The sequence below is a fragment of the Sphingomonas sp. CCH15-F11 genome, assembly GCF_001557005.1.
Taxonomy (GTDB): Bacteria; Pseudomonadota; Alphaproteobacteria; order Sphingomonadales; family Sphingomonadaceae; genus Sphingomonas.
Genome location: NZ_LSKG01000043.1, coordinates 1 through 19,245 on the forward strand (window position 1 = coordinate 1; position 19,245 = coordinate 19,245).

The 19,245-nt window shown below is 65.0% G+C and carries 20 protein-coding genes and 1 pseudogene; 7 read left to right on the plus strand and 14 right to left on the minus strand.

Annotated features, from left to right (window positions below; all coding sequences use genetic code 11):
• Positions 1-317 precede the first annotated feature (317 nt).
• The 3 genes from AX709_RS04530 to AX709_RS04540 all read left to right on the plus strand — a co-directional run bounded on the left by AX709_RS04530 (position 318) and on the right by AX709_RS04540 (position 2,268).
• The gene (locus AX709_RS04530) at positions 318-680 is read left to right on the plus strand and encodes an IS5 family transposase (protein WP_082731622.1); all 363 of its coding nucleotides are present in this window, start codon (positions 318-320) and stop codon (positions 678-680) included.
• Positions 681-754: 74 nt separating this feature from the next.
• On the plus strand, positions 755-937 hold the full coding sequence (locus AX709_RS04535; protein ID WP_066547310.1) for a hypothetical protein: 183 nt from the start codon (positions 755-757) through the stop codon (positions 935-937).
• Between the two features lie 452 nt (positions 938-1,389).
• On the plus strand, positions 1,390-2,268 hold the full coding sequence (locus AX709_RS04540) for a LysR family transcriptional regulator (protein WP_066547312.1): 879 nt from the start codon (positions 1,390-1,392) through the stop codon (positions 2,266-2,268).
• Between the two features lie 516 nt (positions 2,269-2,784).
• Here AX709_RS04540 and AX709_RS04550 read toward each other — a convergent pair.
• Genes AX709_RS04550 through tnpA form a run of 4 tightly spaced genes read right to left on the minus strand, consistent with a single transcriptional unit; the run spans position 2,785 to position 5,764 of the window.
• Positions 2,785-3,393: a plasmid pRiA4b ORF-3 family protein gene (locus AX709_RS04550; protein WP_066547355.1), complete on the minus strand. Its 609-nt coding sequence runs from the start codon at positions 3,391-3,393 to the stop codon at positions 2,785-2,787.
• Positions 3,390-4,925, minus strand: a complete 1,536-nt coding sequence (tnpC, locus tag AX709_RS04555; protein ID WP_082731624.1) for an IS66 family transposase — start codon at positions 4,923-4,925, stop codon at positions 3,390-3,392. Before tnpC ends, AX709_RS04550 begins: the two co-directional genes overlap by 4 nt.
• A 60-nt stretch (positions 4,926-4,985) precedes the next feature.
• The gene (gene tnpB / locus AX709_RS04560; RefSeq protein ID WP_066547316.1) at positions 4,986-5,333 is read right to left on the minus strand and encodes an IS66 family insertion sequence element accessory protein TnpB; all 348 of its coding nucleotides are present in this window, start codon (positions 5,331-5,333) and stop codon (positions 4,986-4,988) included.
• The gene (tnpA, locus tag AX709_RS04565; protein WP_231727415.1) at positions 5,330-5,764 is read right to left on the minus strand and encodes an IS66-like element accessory protein TnpA; all 435 of its coding nucleotides are present in this window, start codon (positions 5,762-5,764) and stop codon (positions 5,330-5,332) included. Before tnpA ends, tnpB begins: the two co-directional genes overlap by 4 nt.
• A gap of 497 nt (positions 5,765-6,261) precedes the next feature.
• On the opposite strand from tnpA, the gene AX709_RS04570 reads away from it, so the two are divergent.
• The 3 genes from AX709_RS04570 to AX709_RS19095 are packed head-to-tail and all read left to right on the plus strand — an operon-like array spanning position 6,262 to position 7,338.
• Complete coding sequence (locus AX709_RS04570) at positions 6,262-6,522, plus strand: hypothetical protein (protein ID WP_066547318.1); 261 nt, start codon at positions 6,262-6,264, stop codon at positions 6,520-6,522.
• On the plus strand, positions 6,519-7,067 hold the full coding sequence (locus AX709_RS19090; protein ID WP_066547319.1) for a tyrosine-type recombinase/integrase: 549 nt from the start codon (positions 6,519-6,521) through the stop codon (positions 7,065-7,067). The genes AX709_RS04570 and AX709_RS19090 overlap by 4 nt, the downstream gene beginning before the upstream one ends.
• Before the next feature lie 55 nt (positions 7,068-7,122).
• Complete coding sequence (locus AX709_RS19095) at positions 7,123-7,338, plus strand: DNA recombinase (protein ID WP_231727416.1); 216 nt, start codon at positions 7,123-7,125, stop codon at positions 7,336-7,338.
• A gap of 34 nt (positions 7,339-7,372) precedes the next feature.
• Here AX709_RS19095 and AX709_RS04585 read toward each other — a convergent pair.
• The 10 genes and pseudogenes from AX709_RS04585 to AX709_RS04635 all read right to left on the minus strand — a co-directional run bounded on the left by AX709_RS04585 (position 7,373) and on the right by AX709_RS04635 (position 18,063).
• Positions 7,373-8,490 (minus strand): IS3 family transposase gene (locus AX709_RS04585; RefSeq protein WP_443026155.1). Its coding sequence is split into 2 segments (ribosomal slippage): positions 7,373-8,238 and positions 8,238-8,490, totalling 1,119 coding nucleotides; the frame shifts between segments, so codons are not numbered across the junction.
• A gap of 104 nt (positions 8,491-8,594) precedes the next feature.
• Positions 8,595-8,779 (minus strand): annotated as a pseudogene (locus tag AX709_RS18150) (integrase core domain-containing protein); the annotation flags it as partial.
• A 333-nt stretch (positions 8,780-9,112) separates the two neighbouring features.
• Positions 9,113-10,726: a sialate O-acetylesterase gene (locus AX709_RS04600; protein ID WP_197418931.1), complete on the minus strand. Its 1,614-nt coding sequence runs from the start codon at positions 10,724-10,726 to the stop codon at positions 9,113-9,115.
• An 18-nt stretch (positions 10,727-10,744) separates the two neighbouring features.
• Positions 10,745-11,257, minus strand: a complete 513-nt coding sequence (locus AX709_RS04605; RefSeq protein ID WP_156454155.1) for a TlpA family protein disulfide reductase — start codon at positions 11,255-11,257, stop codon at positions 10,745-10,747.
• An 8-nt stretch (positions 11,258-11,265) separates the two neighbouring features.
• Complete coding sequence (locus AX709_RS04610) at positions 11,266-12,951, minus strand: right-handed parallel beta-helix repeat-containing protein (protein ID WP_197432014.1); 1,686 nt, start codon at positions 12,949-12,951, stop codon at positions 11,266-11,268.
• A gap of 497 nt (positions 12,952-13,448) precedes the next feature.
• Entirely contained in the window at positions 13,449-14,144 is a 696-nt protein-coding gene (locus AX709_RS04615) for an SDR family NAD(P)-dependent oxidoreductase (protein ID WP_231727417.1), read from the minus strand.
• A gap of 16 nt (positions 14,145-14,160) precedes the next feature.
• Positions 14,161-15,117, minus strand: a complete 957-nt coding sequence (locus tag AX709_RS04620) for a 2-dehydro-3-deoxygalactonokinase (RefSeq protein WP_197418930.1) — start codon at positions 15,115-15,117, stop codon at positions 14,161-14,163.
• 96 nt (positions 15,118-15,213) lie between these two features.
• The gene (locus tag AX709_RS04625) at positions 15,214-15,969 is read right to left on the minus strand and encodes an IclR family transcriptional regulator (protein ID WP_231727418.1); all 756 of its coding nucleotides are present in this window, start codon (positions 15,967-15,969) and stop codon (positions 15,214-15,216) included.
• A gap of 4 nt (positions 15,970-15,973) precedes the next feature.
• Positions 15,974-17,152: a mandelate racemase/muconate lactonizing enzyme family protein gene (locus AX709_RS04630; protein ID WP_066547347.1), complete on the minus strand. Its 1,179-nt coding sequence runs from the start codon at positions 17,150-17,152 to the stop codon at positions 15,974-15,976.
• Positions 17,149-18,063 (minus strand): dihydrodipicolinate synthase family protein, encoded by a 915-nt coding sequence (locus AX709_RS04635; protein ID WP_231727419.1) that lies wholly within the window; start codon positions 18,061-18,063, stop codon positions 17,149-17,151. Before AX709_RS04635 ends, AX709_RS04630 begins: the two co-directional genes overlap by 4 nt.
• A gap of 187 nt (positions 18,064-18,250) precedes the next feature.
• Here AX709_RS04635 and AX709_RS04640 point away from each other — a divergent pair.
• A partial coding sequence (locus AX709_RS04640) for an MFS transporter (RefSeq protein ID WP_066547352.1) occupies positions 18,251-19,245 on the plus strand: 995 nt, incomplete at its 3' end.

Sequence of the window (19,245 nt, forward strand, 5' to 3'; positions counted from 1 at the left end):
TACAGGCTCCGCCTTCTCAGGAGTTGGAGCCTCCGACAATCCCGGGGCGGTTCAGAAAGAGCTCAACAGCGCCCTTGGGCGTCATTCGACTTCGACGGCTTGTTATCCGCTCAGCGCCCATCGCTGCCATTCGCGGACGGCAGTGGGGATGGCCGGAACGTCGCCGCGAGCGGCCATCTCGTCTTCGGACAGCCACATTATAGCTGCCTACCTACGTCTGCCACTTAGCCGAACCTCGCGACACACGAGGCAACTCGAGATCCGACGTTCCGACCATCGCTTGCAAACAATAGAAAAGTCGCAAAGTCGATCGTTCACTGCACTTCACGGGAGCGGATGGGCAGACGCACGATGGCCAGATCGCCGACACGCTGCTCGACCATCTCAGTCCGCGCACCATCGTGCTGGCCGACAAAGCCTACGACGCCGACCGCATCCGCAATCTGATCCAGGACCAGGGCGCCACGCCCAACATCCCGCCGAAGAGCAACCGCAAATGGAAGCCCTGCTTGAGCAAGCGGCTCTACCGCGAGCGCAACCTCATCGAGCGGCTCTTCTCCAAGCTGAAGCACTTCCGCCGCGTCGCCACCCGTTATGACAAGCTCGCCGCCAACTTTCTCGCTATGGTCCAACTCGCCTCAATGCGGCTGTGGCTCCGAGCTTATGAATCTACGACCTAACTGAACAAGGCGTACCACCGCCGGTTTTCGGGCTTATCCTGCTTGCGCCGCTGGCGTCCGAGCTGATCCTGCCAATGGCCGGCTATATTGCCGGCCGGAACAATACGGCATTGGTATTGATCGCTCTGGAAGGCGCGGCCGCTTATCAACTAAGCGCGCTGTTCTGGTATGGAGTCGGCCATCGCTTGGGTGAAACGCGCGTGCGGAGCCTGATGGCGCGCTCGGCCAACCTACCGGCCCACGTCCTGACGATCTAGACAGAGCCGCTGGCTGGTTCCGACGATATGGTGCCGCCGCCGTGCTTCCTGGGCGAGGGCGCCCAGCAGTCCGCGCCATCGTCTGTGTTTCCGCAGGTCCTGCGAGAATGCCGCTGAAGACCTCTTTCTTCTGGTCGGCCATCGGCCCGTTGCTTTGGTGCTGTGCTGACGGGCGCAGGCTCGCTGCTCGCTACGCGTTACGGCGACCTGAAGCGATGGTTGGACCCGATCGCCTGGATCTTCTTAACACTCGCGCTTGGAATGCTGCTTGTCCGCCGAGCGCGGCGCCCCTTGGCCTAACGCGTTGATGTAACGCCACCTTGCGCCCGCATGCTGACCCAGATAGTCGGCATGAAGAACGCATTCGCTTGGTTGCGCTAGCAAGCTTGATTTAGTGTATGCTGCGTTGCTGCGTTGCAGCGTGGCTGCGAAGAGTAGCGGGGGCACTGTCGATGGAGATGCATCAGATCCGCTATTTCCTTGCGGTTGCTCGGACGCTGAACTTCACTCGTGCGGCCGAGGAGTGCAATGTTACTCAGCCATCGTTGACCCGTGCCGTCCAAAAGCTCGAAGACGAGCTAGGTGATCTATTGTTCCGTCGCGAGCGGGCGCTGACGCACCTCACCGATCTCGGCCGGGCGATGCTGCCGCACCTCGAGCAAACCTACGAGGCAGCGCAAGCAGCAAAAGCGTTGGCGAAGGGCATCGGCAAGGCTCAGGTCTCACCGCTCAATCTCGGCATCGCTTCGGGAGTTGAAAGTGGGGCCTTGTACGAGGTGCTCAACGAGGTGGGCTCGGGTTTGGAGGGCTTTGAATTGAACGCGTGGTCGGGCAGGTCGGCCGAGCTGCTGGAACAGGCTATGCGAGGCGATCTTGACCTTCTGATCGTCGAGGCGCCGCAGGATGCGCATGACCGGCTCGATCACTGGCCGTTGTTTACGCAGCGCTACCACTTCGTGACACGCCGCGGCCATGCGTTCGAGGATCGCGCGGCGGTGGCCGTCGCAGATCTGGGCGATGAGGACTGGATCGACTGCCTCAGTGACGGCACCGCACGGTTGCGCGCGGCAGCGGCGCGAACCGGCGCCGAGCTTAAGTTCCGTCACCGTGCGCCAAGCCACGATCAGGTGCGCCAAATGATGCTTGCGGGGCTCGGCAGCGCGGTCCTGCCACGGCCTGATCCGGACGAGCCGCGTCTGGTCGCGCTGGCGTTCATGGACGAAGGTTTCGAGGCGTCGGTGGTGTTGGCGGGTATCGCGGGGCGTCGGCGGTCACCGGCGGCAGAAGCTTTCGCCCGCGCCGCGCGAGCGCGGCTCTGGCCTGATCGCTAACGCTCAGAATGCTCTATAGGACTGATTCGCATCTATTCTTCAGCCCGCATTGCTGCAAAACCTGTCGCGGAGCCGCTGAAACAAACCGTGTGTGGCGACCGGCTGCGGACATGATAGTGTCGGCCCCACTTGGGGGACGCAAACGTGGACGCCGTCCAGCGCTACCCCCTTGAACTGTTTGGACCTCAGACTGTCCGCTCCCGACGGCGCTCCGATTGATGTGTCGAGTTGGAAGGCCCGGGCGATGGTCGCCCTGCTCGCGATGTCGCGCGGCGGCACGCGGTCGCGGGTATGGCTGCTGGCCATGCTTTGGGGCTCGCGGGAGCCCGAGCAGGCGCAGGCGAGCCTGAGGCGGGAGATCTTGACCTCCCGGAGCTCTCGCCCCCGCATGGCGGGGCGCTGCTTCGCGCCGAGTACGACCGTGTCACGACCGGCCCGGAGCTAATCTCGGTGGAAGCCCACCAAGAGAGCGGCGCGCCGGCCGCCTGGCGTAAGCGTGGCCTGGGGACCGCCTTGTTAGTCTGATTTCTTGGCTTGGGAGGCTTTGCCGGCGGCGCGGCGTTTGGCGATGGCGCCGATGGTGAGCTTTGCGTCGAGTTCGTCGATCGTTTCGGGATCGAACGCATGGCCGTAGCACCCGTGGTGCCACTCGGTGGCGTCCTTGTGCTCGGGATGCTTGGGATTGGCGATGGCGTCGAGGAACGCCTCGAACCCGGGTGTGCCGCCGCAGTCCTCGGGCGGAGCGCGGCGCCTGCCGTCGACATATCGGGGATATTTGGTCGCGGGCTGCCCGTCCTCGATTGCCTCGACGGTGACGATGTGCTCCCAGCTGTCGCCCATGTCGTAGGTGTAGAGGAAGCGGCGGACGCCGCGGTCGAGCAGGGTCTTGAGCCTGGTGTTCTTCGCTGCGAACAGCCGATCGTCTTTCCACTCGGGATCGGGCACCCCGTAGCGCCGGTCGTCGGCCTCGAACTCCCAGAGGTGATAGTCGAGCCAGCCCATCGCGCCCTGGATGACGTCGTGGAGCATCTTGAGGCTGGCATCGACGGGCACCTCGACGCGGCGCCAGATGAGCGGGTCGGTGTCGGCGAGCGCGATGTGCAGGCGCGCGATGGTCTCGGTCATGCCGCCATGCTGGCGGGCGCGCTGGCAGCTGTCCAGTTCCACGGCATGAGCTCGTCCCAGCGCGAGGCCGGCCACCCGCAAGCGATCTTCTCGATGACATCGGCGATATAGGCCTGCTGCTCGAGGCCGCTCAGCTTTGCCGTCTCGATGACCGAGTAGAGCGCGGCGGCGCGCTCGCCGCCCGCCTTCGATCCGGCGAACAGCCAGTTCTTGCGTCCGATCGCGACGGCGCGCATCGCGCGTTCGGCAATGTTGTTGTCGATCTCTGCCGCGCCCTCGTCGAGGAAGCGGGTGAGCGCATCCCAGCGCCGGCGGCCATAGGCGAGCGCCTTGGCCATCGCCGACCTGGGCGACAGGCGGCGCAGCGCATCGTCGATCGCGGCGCGTAGCTGCTCGATCTGCGGCCGGCTTCGTTCCTGCCGGTGCCGCCGGCGCACGTCGGGCGGGCTTCCCCGTATCGCCTCCTCGATCCGGTAGAGCCCGGCGATCCGTTCGAGCAGGTCGGCGGTGAGCGGCGTCGGACTGGTCTGATGACACTCGAAGATCTTGCGCCGGAAGTGCGCCCAGCAGGCGACCTCCCTGATCCGGCCGTCCACATAGAGCTTGTCATAGCCGGCATAGCCGTCCGCCTGGAGCAGGCCGGCGAAGCTCTTGAGCTCGGTCTGCGGATGGATGCCGCTGCGGTCGGGCGTGAACCTGTACCAGACCAGCGCCGGCCCGGCGCCGCCCGATGCGCGGTCATCGACGACATAGGTCCACAGCCTTGCCTGCGCGGTCCTGCCCTTGCCGGGCACCAGCATCGGCACGGGCGTGTCGTCGGCATGAAGCTTGCCAGCGTTCAGGCCTTGTTCGCGGATACGAGTGACGATGGGATCGAGCAGCTGGGCTGCCTGGCCCGCCCATCCAGCCATCGTCGAGCGGTCGATCTCGATGCCCTGCGCCGGCATCATCTCGGCCTGGCGATAGAGCGGCAGGTGATGGTCGAACTTGTTTACCACCACATGGGCGAGCGTGGCGAAGCTGGCCTTGCCGCGCGCGATCGCCTTGGCGGGCGCCGGCGCCTGGACGATCCGCTCGCACGACCGGCAGCTATACTTGGGCCGCAGCGTGCGGATCACGCGCCACTGTACCGGCACCACGTCGAGCATCTCGTCGCTGTCTTGCCCAAGCGGGCGCAGCGTGCCGCCGCAATCGGGGCAGGTGCAGCTTCCCGCTTCGAGCTCGATCCGGCGTTCGGTGCGGGGAAGGTGATCGGGAAGCCGGCGGATCGGCGCGGGACGTTCGCCGCCGGCCGTAGCCGCTGCCTTGCCGGTATCGGCGACCTCGGCCTCGCCTTCCAGTTCTTCCAGCGCCAGCTCGAGCTGCTCGATCTGAAGCGCGAGCTTCTCCGAGGACTGGCCGAACGCTATCCGCTTGAGCTGGGCGAGCTGGAACCGCAGCGTCTCGATCAGCATGTCGCGCGCTGCCAGCGCCGCCTCCAGCTCGGCGATCCGGGCATCCTTGTCGAGGGCGGTGAAGGCTCGGTCCGACACAGTGAATCCTTACCGAATCGACCCGCCCAATGCTACAAAAACCGCCGAAATCTGCGGCTTTTATCCCGCCAGCAGCGGTACTGCCGCGCGCTCCGGCCGACGCCAGTCGATGCCCTCCAGCAGCATCGACAGCTGCGCAGGCGTCAGGCTCACCTTGCCCGTCTTCGTCATCGGCCACACGAACCGGCCCCGGTCCATCCGCTTCGAGAACAGGCACAGCCCCTGGCCATCGTACCACAGCAGCTTGACCAGATCGCCGCGCTTGCCCCGGAACGCGAACAGCGCGCCTGAATGCGGGCTCGCCTCCAGCACCTGCTGCACCAGCACCGCCAGCCCGTCGAACCCCTTCCGCATATCGGTCGCGCCACACGCCAGATACACCCGAGCCGAAGCCGGAAGCGGGATCATCGCCCGAGCACGGCGATCACCCGCGCCAGCGCGTCCGCGTCGACCGCCGCATCCACCGTCAGCCGAACGCCCGATGGCAGATCAATCGCGATCTGCCCGCTCGCGCATGGGAAAGACGGTGGCGCCATGGATGCCGCAGGCTCCGATAACTCCACCGCGGCGAACGCAGGCAAGGCCGGCGCCCGGATACCGGCCAGTTCGCCCGACATCGCCTGGCGCCGCCAGGTATATAGCTGCCCGCTGCCAACCTCGTGCCGCTCGCACGCCAACCGCACCGAGCCCTCCGCGCCAAACGCATCCCGCAGGATCGCCAGCTTCTGCTCCACGCTCCAGCGGCGACGCCCCGATACCCGACCAACAACCTCGATCCGACCACTCATACGACCGCTCGTATGACCACTCGTCCCGCCGCCCTCGTTATCGTCCGCCATCACCGCTCCCATCGAGCGGCTTATCAGCCCGGCATGCCTGACCCATGCAAGGCGGCCTCCAGCCCACGCTTACGCCTGGCTGTCGAGGGGCGAGTTCCTGGAGGGCCTAGACCCTGCCGGCGAGGAGGAGTTCGAGGATTGGCTCCGGGTGCAGCGGACCGCCTTCGCCGCCCTCGGACGGTCGAGCGGAGAGGTTACGGGCGATGTCGCGACGGAAGGCGCTGTCGGCGACGCGACGGGGCCCATCCCGCCTCTGCCGGTCAAGCCGTCCATCGCAGTCCTGCCGTTCACCTGCACGACGACGAGGACCGGGACTACGTCGCTGACGGCTTCCTCGAAAAGATCACCATATCGCTCTCCCGCTACTCGTCGCTCTTCGTGATAGCGAGCGGATCCAGCCTGACTACCGCCACGATCGACGGGATCGGGCGGTCATCGCCCGGGAGCTGGGGGTTCGCTACCTTCTCGAGGGGAGCGTCCGGATCGCCGGGTCGGCCGTGCGGGTCTCGGTCAAGCTCAGCGACGCCATTGCGAGAAAGCAGGTCGGGGCCGAGCGCTTCGAGGACGATCTCGCGAGAGTGTTCGATCTTCAGGACCGGGTCGCCGGTCAGGTCGCCCAGCGCGTCGACTCGAGCATCGAGAGGGAGGAGATGCGTCGCGCGATGTCGCGGCCGGTGAGTTCCCCGAACGCGTATCACCTCTACTGGCGTGCGAACGCGCTGTTTTGGAACCGGGACCTGCCGCCGCGGATTGGGTGATCTTTACGACCTGGTGCGCGGAGCGTGGTGAACGTCCGCTCCCGGCGTCGGCCGAGCTGGTGCGGCGCTTTGTTGCCTGGGAAGCCGACCGCGGGCGCTCGCCGGCGACGATCGAGCGGCGGGTGGCCGCGATCGGGCATTATCACCGGGCCGCAAACTTCGTGGCGCCGACCGCGCAGCCCGATGCCGGGAGATTGCGCGAAACGATGGCAGGGATCCGCAACAGCCGCGGCGGCAAGAAAACGCGCAAGCGCGCGGCCGACGCCGTCATCCTTGAGGCGATGCTCGGCTCCTTTCCCGGCGATGGCCTGCGCGCGCTGCGGGATCGCGCGGTGTTGGCGATCGGGATGGCAGCGGCGCTGCGGCGCTCCGAACTGGTCGCGCTCACTGTCGATGACATCGAGCTCGTGCCTGAGGGGCTGCGCGTCATTATCGGGATGTCGAAAACCGACCAGCCGCAGGAAGGCGCGGGTGGCGGTGCTCGAAGGGTCGCGGCTGCGGCCCAAGGCGCATCTCCTCGCGTGGATGGCGGCGGCTGGGCATGACGCGGGGCCGCTGTTCCGGCGGCTGACCCGGAACGATGAGCTAACGGCGGAAGGAATGAGCGATCGGGCGATCGCGCGGCTGGTCCAAGCCGCGGCGCGCAAGGTTGGGCTCGACGAGCGGCAGTTCGCGGGGCATTCTTTGCGTGCCGGCTTTCTGACCGAGAGCGCCGCGCGCGGTGCGACGATTTTCAAGATGCAGGAGGTCAGTCGGCACAAGACCGTGCATATTCTCTCAGAGTACGTCCGGTCAGCAGAGCAGTTCAAGAATTGAGCTGCTACCGGTTCTTGGACCACTCCGCTGGCCGTCATCCAGCATCTGCCGGCAGCGGCGGGCCATGTGCCGCTGACCGGTTCACCAGCGATATTGGCGTCTTGTTGCCGATCGCGCTGTGTGGCCGCACCTCGTTATAGTCTCTGCGCCAAGCCTCGCATTTTCGGACGGCATCGTCGAAGCTCATGAACCAGTGCTGGTTCAGGCACTCTGCCCGAAACTTGCCGTTGAAGGACTCGATGAACGCATTGTCCGTTGGCTTGCCGGGTCGGCTGAAGTCGAGCGTGACGCCGCGGGTGTATGCCCACAGATCCAGGTCGCGCGAGATGAACTCGCTGCCTTGGTCGACGCGGATCGTCACCGGATAGCCCACCTCGGCGCACACCCGTTCGAGCACCTCTACGACGTCCGGCGCCCGGAAGCTGAACCGCGGCACCACCGCTGGCGAGAACCGGCTGAAGGTATCGACCACCGTCAGAATGCGCAGCTTTGGCCCTGTGGCAAGCTGGTCATGGACGAAGTCCATGGCCCACACTTCATTCGAACAAGACGCCGCGCAGCGGCCTTCTCTCAGCTTCGCCTTCACCCGGCGCTTCGGTGGCTTATGCCGCAGCTGCAGCCCCATCTCCTTGTAAAGCCGATAGATACGCTTCGCGTTCACGTCCCAGCCCTCCCTTCGGAGCAGCACATGGATGCGACGATAGCCGTACCGCACCCGCGTCTCGGCGATCTCCTTCATCCGCTTCTTCAGGTCGGCCTGATCCGCACGGCAACCACGATAGTGGTAGCTCGATCGTTCCGCCCGGAGCACCCCGCAGGCCCGCCTGATGCTGACCTGCCAGGTGCTGCGAACGGCATCGACGAGCTGCCGACGCCGATCAGGCCTCAGAGCTTTCGCGAGACGACATCCTGCAACATCGCCTTGTCGAGGCTGAGGTCAGCGACGAGACGCTTGAGCTTGGCGTTCTCCTCCTCGAGCTGGCGCAACCGCCGCATCTCCGATGGCATCAGCCCCGCGTACTTCTTACGCCAAGCGTAGAACGTCGCCTCGCTGATCCCGGTTCTCCGGCACACCTCGCCGACGCTTGTGCCATCCTCTGCCTGCTTCAGCACGAAGGCGATCTGCGCCTCCGAGAATTTCGACCTCTTCATCGCGCACTCGGCTTCCGTGGCCCTCCTTCATAACTGGAATTTTCCAGCTCAAAACGGTCCAGGAAACGGGCAGCAGGTCAGCCCGAGCGTTTGCAAGCGACAGGAACCAACCAGTGGGCGTTGAGGCACTCGTCGCGCAGGCGGCCGTTGAAGCTCTCGACAAAGGCATTGTCGGTTGGTTTGCCCGCCGCGAGAAGTCCAGCGTGATCCCGTTCTCGTACGCCCAATGGTCGAGCGCCTTTGAGATGAACTCGGGCCTGTTGTCCACGCGGAGGGTTCTGGGGGCACCGCGGCTCGACGAAATCCGCGTCATCGCCGCGACCACCGCCGTACACCGTCTTCCAGCGGTAGAAGGTCTGCTCCGAAATCTCGTTCGGCGACTTACCTCCGCCACCGACGTACCCGTCTCCACTAGCTTCACTCCGAACGCGATCTGTTCCCCGGTGTGCTTCGTCTTCTTCATGTCTCAGCTCTTCGCCCGTGAGCTTTGAAGGCCCGGAAACTCCCACTCGCCGTGGGCAAAAAATTGAGAGGATGTCAAACCGGCCACCCCCATGAATGTACCGAGAAATCTTGGACAGCAGAGCCAGACACGTTCAATGTCGGTCCCAATCCACCATTCTTATCGAACGGACAGACCTATCCGATTGGCGACCCAGCGACGCGCGTAGGTGCGCTCGCCTGCGGGCGGAACGCCAGCGTGAAACGAGCCCGAGCCGAGCGCCCCGTCGAATGCGCCCTTCGCTGTTCCCGAAACCACTGACGCGCCCATTAGCATGTCCGCTGCCGACATGGCACCCATCTGGGAGATTGTTCCGATCGCCGTGGGTGCGCCGTCGACCCACAACTGATCAAGCGCCCCGGCCTTGACCCTTTCCAGGACATGCCAGCCGCTGTCGATCACGGGATCGTCGAACCCGATGACCTCCGTTGCGCCGGTAGCCCAGTGCGACGGGCCGCGACCGACGGTGCTCTGTCGATAGGCGAGAAGCGGCTGGCCCATTCCCGCTACGCCGGTAGTGTAGACGATACGATGGACGCTGCTGACGTTGTTGACCTTGCACGCGAAACACCAATAGCCCGACGACGCGCGGATATCGCCAGCGTCGAACTGCGTGATGAGGGAACTTAGCTCCGCTCCGGCCGTCGCAGAAAGATACTGGTCCCTCGAACGATCGAACGTCATCACGCGCTTGTTCGCCGCCGGCCCGCCCGCACCGGATAGTCCGGGACGGCCGGTGCGGGCGCCGAAATAGCGGGTTGGTTGCACGACGTCGCGCAGCTCGGCTATCCGACCGGCGCCGTCGTCCACCGCGCTTTGTAGGCTTGTCGTGTCCCAACTGAACAGCCGCCCCGCGACCGAACCGATACTGGAAGGCTGGAAGATCGTGGAAAAACCGTCCGCACCCATCGTCACCACGCTGCTCGCGGTATAATGGGCACGGTCGGATTGAAGCGAGTAGAGATCCGCATCCACCCATTTCACGTTGGCTAGGCTTTGCCCAAGGTTAAGCTGACCCCGACGAACGGTCGCGCGGTAGGGCCATGCCGAGCTGTTCGACATGCGGTAGATGACGAAGGGCGCATTGCTATTCTCCATCATTTCCGATCGCCACCGGCTCTCGAAGGCGCGCGTCAACGCCTCGTGGCCGGCCGCGGCTGCGCTGGATGCGGCCGCCTCGTTCTCGCCTTGCGCCCAGAGTGTGCCGATGAATATCGGTGTCTTTCCTTCCGCCGCCAGTGCGGCCATCGCGCGTGACCACATAGTTGCGTACAGCGCATATATCTCGTTCGTCAGAGCCGGATCCCAGACGCCGACGCCGTATAAACGTGCCGCCGACGATATCCCGCTGCTGCCGACGCCCAATTTGACGATCCGCAGATCGCCGCCTGGGTTTGCAAGCAGCCAGCGCCGTGCGAACTCCGCTTCCGGACCCCAGATGCAGTCCAACGGCGGAGCCGTCGCTACGCAGGGCGGCTGGCTGACCGTGGTATGGGAGTTCAGACCGAGTTGATAGGGAGCCCAGCTGTTCGTCCATGCCTGCCAGATGGACGCGCCGGGCAAGGAGCGAAGATTCGATGGAGCCAGTGAGCCCTTGACGGCTGCCGTGGCCGAATTGCTCTGCCCCGCAACGAGGAGGACGTGCGCCGTGCTGGTCGCCCGCGCGATCGGCACCCCCGTCACCGCGGCTCCGACGCCCAACCCAATCGTTCCGATGACGTGGCGCCGTTCCATATTCACTCCCTTCATGCGCTATCGAGAGGCTGGCGCGCTGCTCTGCCTGCCGAACGCCCGCCTGGGGCGCGGGTAGGCGTCCTCCAGCGGCAGTGCTAGGTCCTGGGCAGGCGCAAAACCAACCCATCGACGGATGACGCGGCCGGTCTCGTCGAGCAGGATGGTACTCGGCAGATCATGGACCTCGTAGCGCCGCGCCAGCTCACCGTTGCCGTCCGGGAGCACCAAAAGATCATCGAGCGCCCAGTCGAGCTTGGCCTCGACCGCTAAGGTCCGATCAGGAGCCTTTCCAGCCGAGTCGCCGCTCAGTACGATCACCGAAGCCACTCCGCGCGGCAGGAATTGCGTCGACATGCTCTTCGCGACAACGATCTGCGCCCGATTGGCGTTGGCCGCCTGCCGCTGGCGGAGGTCACCCAAAAAGGTCACCAGCAGGGGACCGGAGGGCAGCGCCTGGTCCCCTTCGGGCGTGCCCCCGCAGCCGCTCACCACCATTAGCATGCAAAGCAGCAGAGTGCGCGACGGAGCCATGAGCCGTGCTATTGCCGCTCATGCGCACCCACGTCGTATGCGCCGCCCTGCGGAATCACATTGCCGTAGAAGTCACGCGTTCCCATCGACCCGACGTTCACGCCTGCATTGATGGCAGGAGACCCCGCCTGCAGCGTAAAGGCGGTCGTCGGCCGACCAGCCGCATGCGAAAGCGGCGTCACGAGAAAGGGGTTCAGAAACTTGCCCGCCGCATCCTGACCACTACCTGCTCGCCACGCAGCAAAGCCGGCATAGCTAGTATTGTTGAACCACCAGATAGGCGTTGCCCCGGCCGTCGTCCAATAAATGTTGTTATTATAAAGCAGTGAAGAACCGACGTTATATACCATGTTTGGCACTGTCGAGTATATAATATTGTTTGCAAATATCTTATCTTGAGATCCGGTGTACGTCGCCTTGTTAATGATCGCTGACTTTGCGATGACCGGGTCCCAGTAGATGGTGTTGTTATAAATTTTCAAACCATCGATCAACCCACCGTCCCAGGTGTATGTGTATATTGCACCTTGCCCCGCGAGATCGGAACCCCTTCCGTTATAACTACAGACGTTATAGCGGATGACCGCATCCGTTGTCGTGTAATTGGAAGCGCCTAGCGCTGTCACACAATAACCTTGGGTGTCATGGCCATAATTATACTGATATGTATTACGGTTCGTGAAATAGTCGATATCGAACGCGCCACCGTCCAACGACACCGGCGAGTCGGTATTATAGACTTCGTTGAACTGCACAACACAATCGTTGCACCCCCACGTCCATATACCATTAGGCGAACCAAGGTTCGTTACGGACGTCTGTCCGGTATTGTACGCCACATTGTTTTCGATAAGGCCGTTGTCGACTTGGGATAGCAGAATTCCCTCGCCGCCCGTGTCGTGAACCGTCGAATTGCGCACCGTGATGTTGCGGGAATGCGCGCTCGTCCCCGTGCCTGCGCCGGGCGGCTGTCCCGCGATCCGCATGCCCGCCCATTGTGTCGTCGCGAAAGCGGTGACTCCGTCCACGACTACGCCATCGAAAATCGTCCCTGTCACCTCAGGAGCGATGACGAGCAGTCCAGTCTGCTTGTTCGTGACGGTACCGCCCACGTCATGGATCACAACGTTGGTCACGCGGATGTCGCGGAGCACGCGTCCGCTTTGATTGCCGCTGATGTAGATACCAAAAGGCGTGCCGCCGGACGTCTCGATCTTCTCGATAGACCAATATTCCTGATTAAACAGCTTGAGCGCGGCCTGGTTCGTTCCGCCGTTGACGATCGGTCGCGCCGAGCGGGTGGTGTCATAGGCCGTGATCGTTATAGGCGCGCCGGCCGAGCCCGAACCCTGCGGCGCCAACATCCCGTTGCAGATGGTACCGCGCCGTAGCATGATCCAATCGCCGGGACCGAAGCCACCTGACTTGCCGTTCACGCTGCCGACGTTGTTCCAAGGAGCGTTTTGCGAGCCGTTACCGTTGGTTGCGGCACCGCAATCCACGTAATAAACCTGATTGGTGGGCGTGAGCGACGCCGAGGAAAACGTCGGGGAGGCCGGGCCGGACGAGGCCGCCGCAGCGCCGGATGGCACGACCGTGATGGTGCCACTATCGGCCGCCGGCGTCATTTGCTGCGCAGCAAGTACCCCGGCAAACGTCACAATGCCGACGCCGATAGGAAACAGAAGTTTCACAACCTTTCGCATTATCAATCTCTCCCGGAGCGCGCAATATGGATCGGCTTCCGCTCGCCACGCTGCCTGCCGCGCATTGCTACAGCAGCGACGATCTTGTTACTTTCTCGCTGGAGATGTCAAGTCGGCGGCTGGCGGGGTTACGTTCGCTAGAACGCGTGCGAGATAATGGTCGGCGCATCAGCGCGGATCACGACTGACGCCGCCCTGGTTCAACGCAGGTCGAGCATGCCTGGGCGTTCGACCGCTCGCTCTCTTCGCGTCCGAGCATGCGCTCGCGTCTCCGGCCTGTTCCGACCGATGCCGAAACGGTGAGGATCGATCCGGTCGTCCCGTCACCGGCAACGCTTGCAGTGGGCTGCCATCCGCTCGCCACGATGACGCCTTGACCGACGTGGCCGAGCCGAAGATCGCGAGGCAGCCGGTGATCGGCAGGTGCGAGGATACCGCAAGCATGATTAGCGAACGGCAAGCGCCGCCCCCGCCAAGCGTTGCGGTCAGCGGCGCGTGACGCCGGCTCCGCCGTCGACGCGGAGCACGGCGCCGGTGATCCAGCCAGCCTCGTCAGAGGCCAGGAACAACGCGGCGTTGGCAACGTCCGCCGGCTGCCCGATGCGGCCAAGCGGATGGCGCGCGACGTTGGCGGCGCGCGCCGCGACGGGATCGCCGGTGCGGTCGAACGAGCCGGCGAGCAGCGGCGTGTCGATCGACGCGGGCGCAATGGCATTCACGCGTATGCCGCGCGGTGCCAGTTCCAGCGCAAGCGTAGCGGTGAGATTGTCGAGCGCCGCCTTGGTGGCCGCATAGGCGGCGAGGCTCGGTGTCGCGAACCGCGCATTGATAGACGACACAATGACGATCGATGCACCAGGCGCCATGGCCGCGATAAGCGGCTGGGCAAGTCGCACGAAGCCGGTCACGTTTACTTCGTACAAGCGCGTGAAATCTTCCGGCGCCGTGTCGAGCGTTCCGCCGGGCACGCTGGCAGCGGCGGCGTGGATCAGAATGTCCGGCTTCGGTGCGCCCAGCAGCTGGTCGGTTGCGCGGGCTACCGCTGCGGCGTCGCCGAGATCACATGCCACCGTTGGCCAGTCGCCATCGTCCGCTACTCGATCTAAGCCGGTGACGCTGGCCCCCTCCGCCGACAGTCGCTCGCAGATCGCCCGGCCGATGCCGCCGCTGGCGCCGGTCACGAGCGCACGCCGCCCCTTAATCCGCATCGCGCTTCTCCGCCGACAGGATTGCGGTAAAGCCCGCTGCGGTCAGCGCCTCATAATCGAGACGGCGCGCCACGATGCCCGCGGCGGTCAGCGCCGCACTGTACAGCGATGCGGCCGGCTCTGCGCCGGCGACGACGCAGGATACCACGTTCCCCTCCCACGCATGCAGCTGCATCGCATCGGCGACATCGGCCCCGATCAGCAGCCCCCACAGAAACGAAGAAGCGTCCGCGGCCTCCAGCCTGCCCGCGAGCACGTTCGCGCGGATCGCGAAAAGGTGCCGCGTCACGGCCCCGCCACCGCGCCCAACTGCCAGCCCGCGCCGGAACGCCGGCCCGTCGCCGGGCGCGCCATGCAGCATCGCCGCAAGGATGCCGCCGCGGGCGAGCGTCGTGGCGAGCTCCACCGTCATCGCGGTGTGAAAGGTCGCGATGCCCGCCGGCCCGACTAGCATCCACTTGGCATGCATGCCCGGGCAGTTCACGAAGAGCGTCGGCGCGGAGACGGTGCTCGCCAGTCCCACGGCCGCCACCTCTTCGCCCCGCGCGACGTCTGCATCGCCGAACCCGTTAATGCTGCGGATGCCAGGCAGCATCGTCACCGCGCTGCCCCCGATGCAATCGCGCGCGGCGCCGTCAACCAGCTGCGCGGGCGTGGCGGGCGTCGCGATCTGCGACACCTCGCGCCAACCCGACGCCGACCCGATCATCCCCGCGAGCAACACATTCGATGCGGCCTCCGGCCAGCGGCCGACGATCCGCGCCAGACAGGCGGAAATGCCGTCCCGATCCGCTTCAAGCAGGGCGAACGCGTGCTCCTCAGACGCTAGGACTGTGCCGTTCGCACTCAGCAGCAAGGCACGCAGTCGCGTGATGCCCCAATCGATCGCGATTCGCGGCGTGACGTGGGTGGCCTGAGGTTGCAATTGCGGTGAGTGGTTCGACACGGGACGCACGCTCGTTAACGGATGGGACGTCGGAGCGTCCAACCACGCAAGTTTAGCGCGTTTGCATCTGATACAGCAACAGAAGAACAGCTCTTGTCATGCCTCAACATTCGCGGCGGCGTCGCGCAGCGCTGCCACCAGTTCGGCCGTTCCGCCCTCCGGCAGCCAACCAGACAGGCCGATCGCGGCATAGACCGGCTGCCCGACCGCGACGGCAATGGTGTGCCGCCCTTCCTCTGCGTTCACCAGCACGCGCGAATAGCCCTGTTCGCGCGCCTTTGCGACGGTGGCGAGCAGATCGTCCATGCCGCCCGGATGGCCCGGGACCGAACCAAGGTCGCGATAGATGTGGCGGATGTGCGCGTCGTTAAGCTGGGCGAGCAGCGCGATGCCGATGCCGCTGCTACTGGCCGGCAGCACGCCGATTCGCGCAAGCGCGCGGGTCGAATCAACCCCCGGCGGCGCGTGGTAGAGATATGACACGCTCTCGTTCCACAGCACACCCATGGCGACCGTGTGGCCGAATCGCCGCAGCTTCTCCAAGACGGGAATGGTTCGGCTGGTCAGCTTGGAGGCGAACAGGCTTTGCGCCGCCAAGACGTGCATGCCGGGGCCGGCCGTGTACTTGCGATTGGCCGTCTGCCGAACGATGCCGAGATGAGCAAGAGTCTTCAGCAGCCGGTTGACCTTGGTGACCGTAAGATCGAGTTCGCGCGCCAGCGCGCGACAGCCGATCGGCTCCGGCGCGACAGCAAGTGCCTGCAGCGTGCGCATGCCGTCGATCAGGCTTTGATTGGGTTGGGCGCTGGGAGCGGGAAGCATGGGCAGCCGGTATCGCAGTGTCGGGAACACGATGCTACCCCGTTTGACGTTCCACGTGACGGAACAGTTCGGATGCGGGTGCAACGCCTAGGCCGAGGCCGCCGGGCAAGCAGTAGAAGCCGGCGTCGCAGGTCAGATCGCCGTCTAGCAACGCGGCGTTGCGGTGGAAGATCGAGTGCTGATACTCGTGCAGCGGTAGGTCCGCGATGACCATCGACGCGTGAAGGCTAGCGGCCAGGAAGATGCCGGTGCCGATCGTCGCATGCGGGATCACGGGCACGCCATGCGCCTCTGCCGCCGCCGCGATCCGCAGAAATTGCGTGATGCCGGTATGCCCCATTTCAGGTTGCACGACGTCGCAGGCCTTGCGCGCCAGCCGCGGCGCGGCGTCCCATGTCGTGCGCCACTCCTCGCCGACCGCGATCGGCATCGGCGCGGCGGCGGTCACCGCGACCAGCGCATCAATGTCTTCCGGCTTTACTGGCGCTTCGGCGAAGAGCAGGCCGAGCGGTGCCAGCCGTGCCAGCAACCGCGTCGCCTCGTCGGCATCGTACATCCAGTGGAGGTCGACCATCAGCCGCGCGCCGGAGCCCAGCGCCGTGCGCAGTGCGCCGAGCTCTTCTGTGATCGCATCGGGCGTCATCACCGCGGCGATCTTGACGGCATTGAACCCGCGATCGCGAAACTGCTGCGCCAGCGCAACGCGCTCGTCGCGGGTCGGACGCGGCAGCCCGGAGACATAGGCCGGGACGCGCTCGCGGCGCGCGGTGCCGAGCAGCGCATGAAGCGGCACGTCCGCCTGCCGCGCCGCGAGATCCCATAGCGCGATGTCGACGGCGGCCAGCGCGTCCGCCCAGAACCCTCCCCAGTAGCCCCGCACGCGCATAAGGTCGTAAAAGGCGTCCCATTGTCGATCGGGCGGCGGCATAGCCTGACCGACCAGCAACGGCGCGACGATGTCGCCGACTAGCGCGTGAATCACGTCGGGCGCGACCAGCCCGTAGGTCTCGCCCCAGCCCGCGCGCCCCGCATCATCAGTGATTCGGACCAGCACGGACCGATCGCTGGTGGGGTACAGCGTACCATTGGCGGCGCGCACGATATAACCGTTGGGCGTCGTTCGGTCGTCACGGCCGATAGCGCCAAGATAGGGCGTTTCGCGCGGGATGGTAACGGTGAACACCTCGACCCGGGAGATCGTGGCGCGCGTCATGCCTGGATTTTTTCCGCAGCGGATTTGGTGAGCAGAGGGGCGAGGCGATCGAGCAGCGCGCCTAGTTCGCGGTGATCCACAGCGTCGAGGCGCGGCCCTGGTGCGCGGACGTGCCCGTGGCGGATGAGGCCGCGGCGCCGAAGCACCTCCTTCGTCAGGTCCCAGCGGAAGATTGCCTGCATCATCAGCACCGGCAGCATCCGTTCGTGCAGGTCGCGCATTTGGTGCACGTCGCCGGCGCGGTGCGCCGCGATCAGCGCCACGCTGATCTCCGGCAGCTCGGCTGCGGGCATCGTGCCGATCGCTCCGCGGCCCAGCTCGTCGATGATGTAACGTCCGCCCGCGCCGCCGAACACACCGCGCAGCGACGCGGGGCGCAAGGCGAGCAGCGCACTGATCCCGTGGCCGCACGGCATCGTCTCCTCCTTGACGAACGCGACGCCCGGGGTGGCAGCGACGATTGCGCGAATCTGCGCGGGCGCAAGGCCTACGCCCATCGGACGCGGGGCGTTCTGCAACATGATAGGTACGCCGCGTTCCGCCGCGCGGCGATAGAAGGCGACGTGCGCATTGAGATCGGTGTCGTGCCGATGCGGTGTCATCACCATGGCGGCGGCGGCGCCCGCCTCACGCGCTGCTTCCAGCATCGTCATGGTTTCCGCTTCTTCCGCTGCACTTCCCCCGACAATCAGGGCGGCCCCGCGCTCCTGCGCCACGCGGCCAAACGCCGAGACGAGCGCGAGCCGTTCGTCGCGGGTCAAATGGTCATATTCGCTCGCCAGTCCAGGAAAAGCGATCCCGTCCACCCCGCATGCCAGCACAAAATCCGCCACCGCGACGCACCCGACCTCATCAATGCTGCCATCCGCCCGAAAAATAGTGGGAAGCACCGGGAAGGTCCCACCGCGCACTATGCCTGCCATTCGCTCCACTCCCTATCTTCGATAGCTTGTCTTTATTAGTAACATTGTCAACCTGTCACAGCTGCAGTAGCATCGTTCTTCGCCCTGTCGCCACAGGCTTAAGGGTTCCGCACGTTTGCATGGGCCGGCCAAAACTAGATCGCTATCTAAGCTACGTTATTGGAGCAATGTTATCGTGAAAGGAGCCAATTCCGAGGCGGTCGATGACGCAGCCCGCCTCCACGCGCGACCGGTACCGCACGCTGCCGGCACACGTTCGCTGCGCCCGCACTCGCGCTGGATCGTGCTGGCGCTGCTGTTCGGATCGACCGTTCTCAACTACGTCGATCGCCAGACGCTTTCGATCTTAGCGCGCACGGTGCAGGACGATCTCGGGCTCACCGATCGCGACTATGCCGGTGTCGTGCAGGCATTCTTGATCGCGTACACACTGGCCTATCTGATTGTCGGCCGGTTGACAGATCGGGTAGGCGTGAAGTGGTCGCTAGCTCTGTTCGTCGGCTGGTGGTCGATCGCGAACGCCGTCACCGGCTTTGCGCGCGGGCTTGGTGAACTTTGGGCCGCCCGCTTCGCGCTGGGGCTGGGGGAGGCGGGCAACTACACAGCCGGGCCCAAGGCCATCGGTCAACAGTTCGAGCCGCGACAGCGCGCGCTCGCGTATGGCATCTACACCGCCGGCGCGATGGTGGGCGCGACGATCGCACCGCCGGTGATCGGATGGCTCTCGATCACGTACGGCTGGCGCGCGGCCTTCATTTCCACCGGCTCCCTAGGTCTGGCATGGCTCGTCTGCTGGTTGGCATTTTATTGCGAACCGGACGCCCAGCTGGCGGGCGATACAACCCCCGCAGGCACCCCTGAGAGCGAAGGCGGCGTTTGGGCCGCGATCCTGCGCGATCGCAGCGTCTGGGCGCTCGTCTTCGCGCGCATGGTAACGGATCCGCTCTGGTATTTCTACCTCTTCTGGTTTCCCAAATATCTTGGTGACGAGCGCGGGTTCGGATTGGTCGCGGTCGCGAGCACGGCCTGGATCGTCTACCTTGCCGCAGACATTGGCAGCCTTGGCGGGGGTTGGTTGTCCGACCGGCTGGTGAAGCGAGGAATGCGACCGCGCGAGGCGCGGCTGCGGATCATGCGCATCGCCGCCATCATCATTCCGATCGGCGGGCT

Excerpts from the sequence above, each read along its gene's own strand:
- tnpB (WP_066547316.1), bottom strand. The coding sequence starts at position 5,333 with ATGATCCCGCTTCCGGCTTCGGCTCGGGTGTATCTGGCGTGTGGCGCG.
- AX709_RS04630 (WP_066547347.1), bottom strand. The coding sequence starts at position 17,152 with ATGACGCGCGCCACGATCTCCCGGGTCGAGGTGTTCACCGTTACCATC.
- AX709_RS04540 (WP_066547312.1), top strand. The coding sequence starts at position 1,390 with ATGGAGATGCATCAGATCCGCTATTTCCTTGCGGTTGCTCGGACGCTG.
- AX709_RS04600 (WP_197418931.1), bottom strand. The coding sequence starts at position 10,726 with ATGGAACGGCGCCACGTCATCGGAACGATTGGGTTGGGCGTCGGAGCC.
- AX709_RS04535 (WP_066547310.1), top strand. The coding sequence starts at position 755 with ATGGCCGGCTATATTGCCGGCCGGAACAATACGGCATTGGTATTGATC.
- AX709_RS04605 (WP_156454155.1), bottom strand. The coding sequence starts at position 11,257 with ATGGCTCCGTCGCGCACTCTGCTGCTTTGCATGCTAATGGTGGTGAGC.
- AX709_RS04550 (WP_066547355.1), bottom strand. The coding sequence starts at position 3,393 with ATGACCGAGACCATCGCGCGCCTGCACATCGCGCTCGCCGACACCGAC.
- tnpA (WP_231727415.1), bottom strand. The coding sequence starts at position 5,764 with ATGGCGGACGATAACGAGGGCGGCGGGACGAGTGGTCATACGAGCGGT.
- AX709_RS19095 (WP_231727416.1), top strand. The coding sequence starts at position 7,123 with ATGAGCGATCGGGCGATCGCGCGGCTGGTCCAAGCCGCGGCGCGCAAG.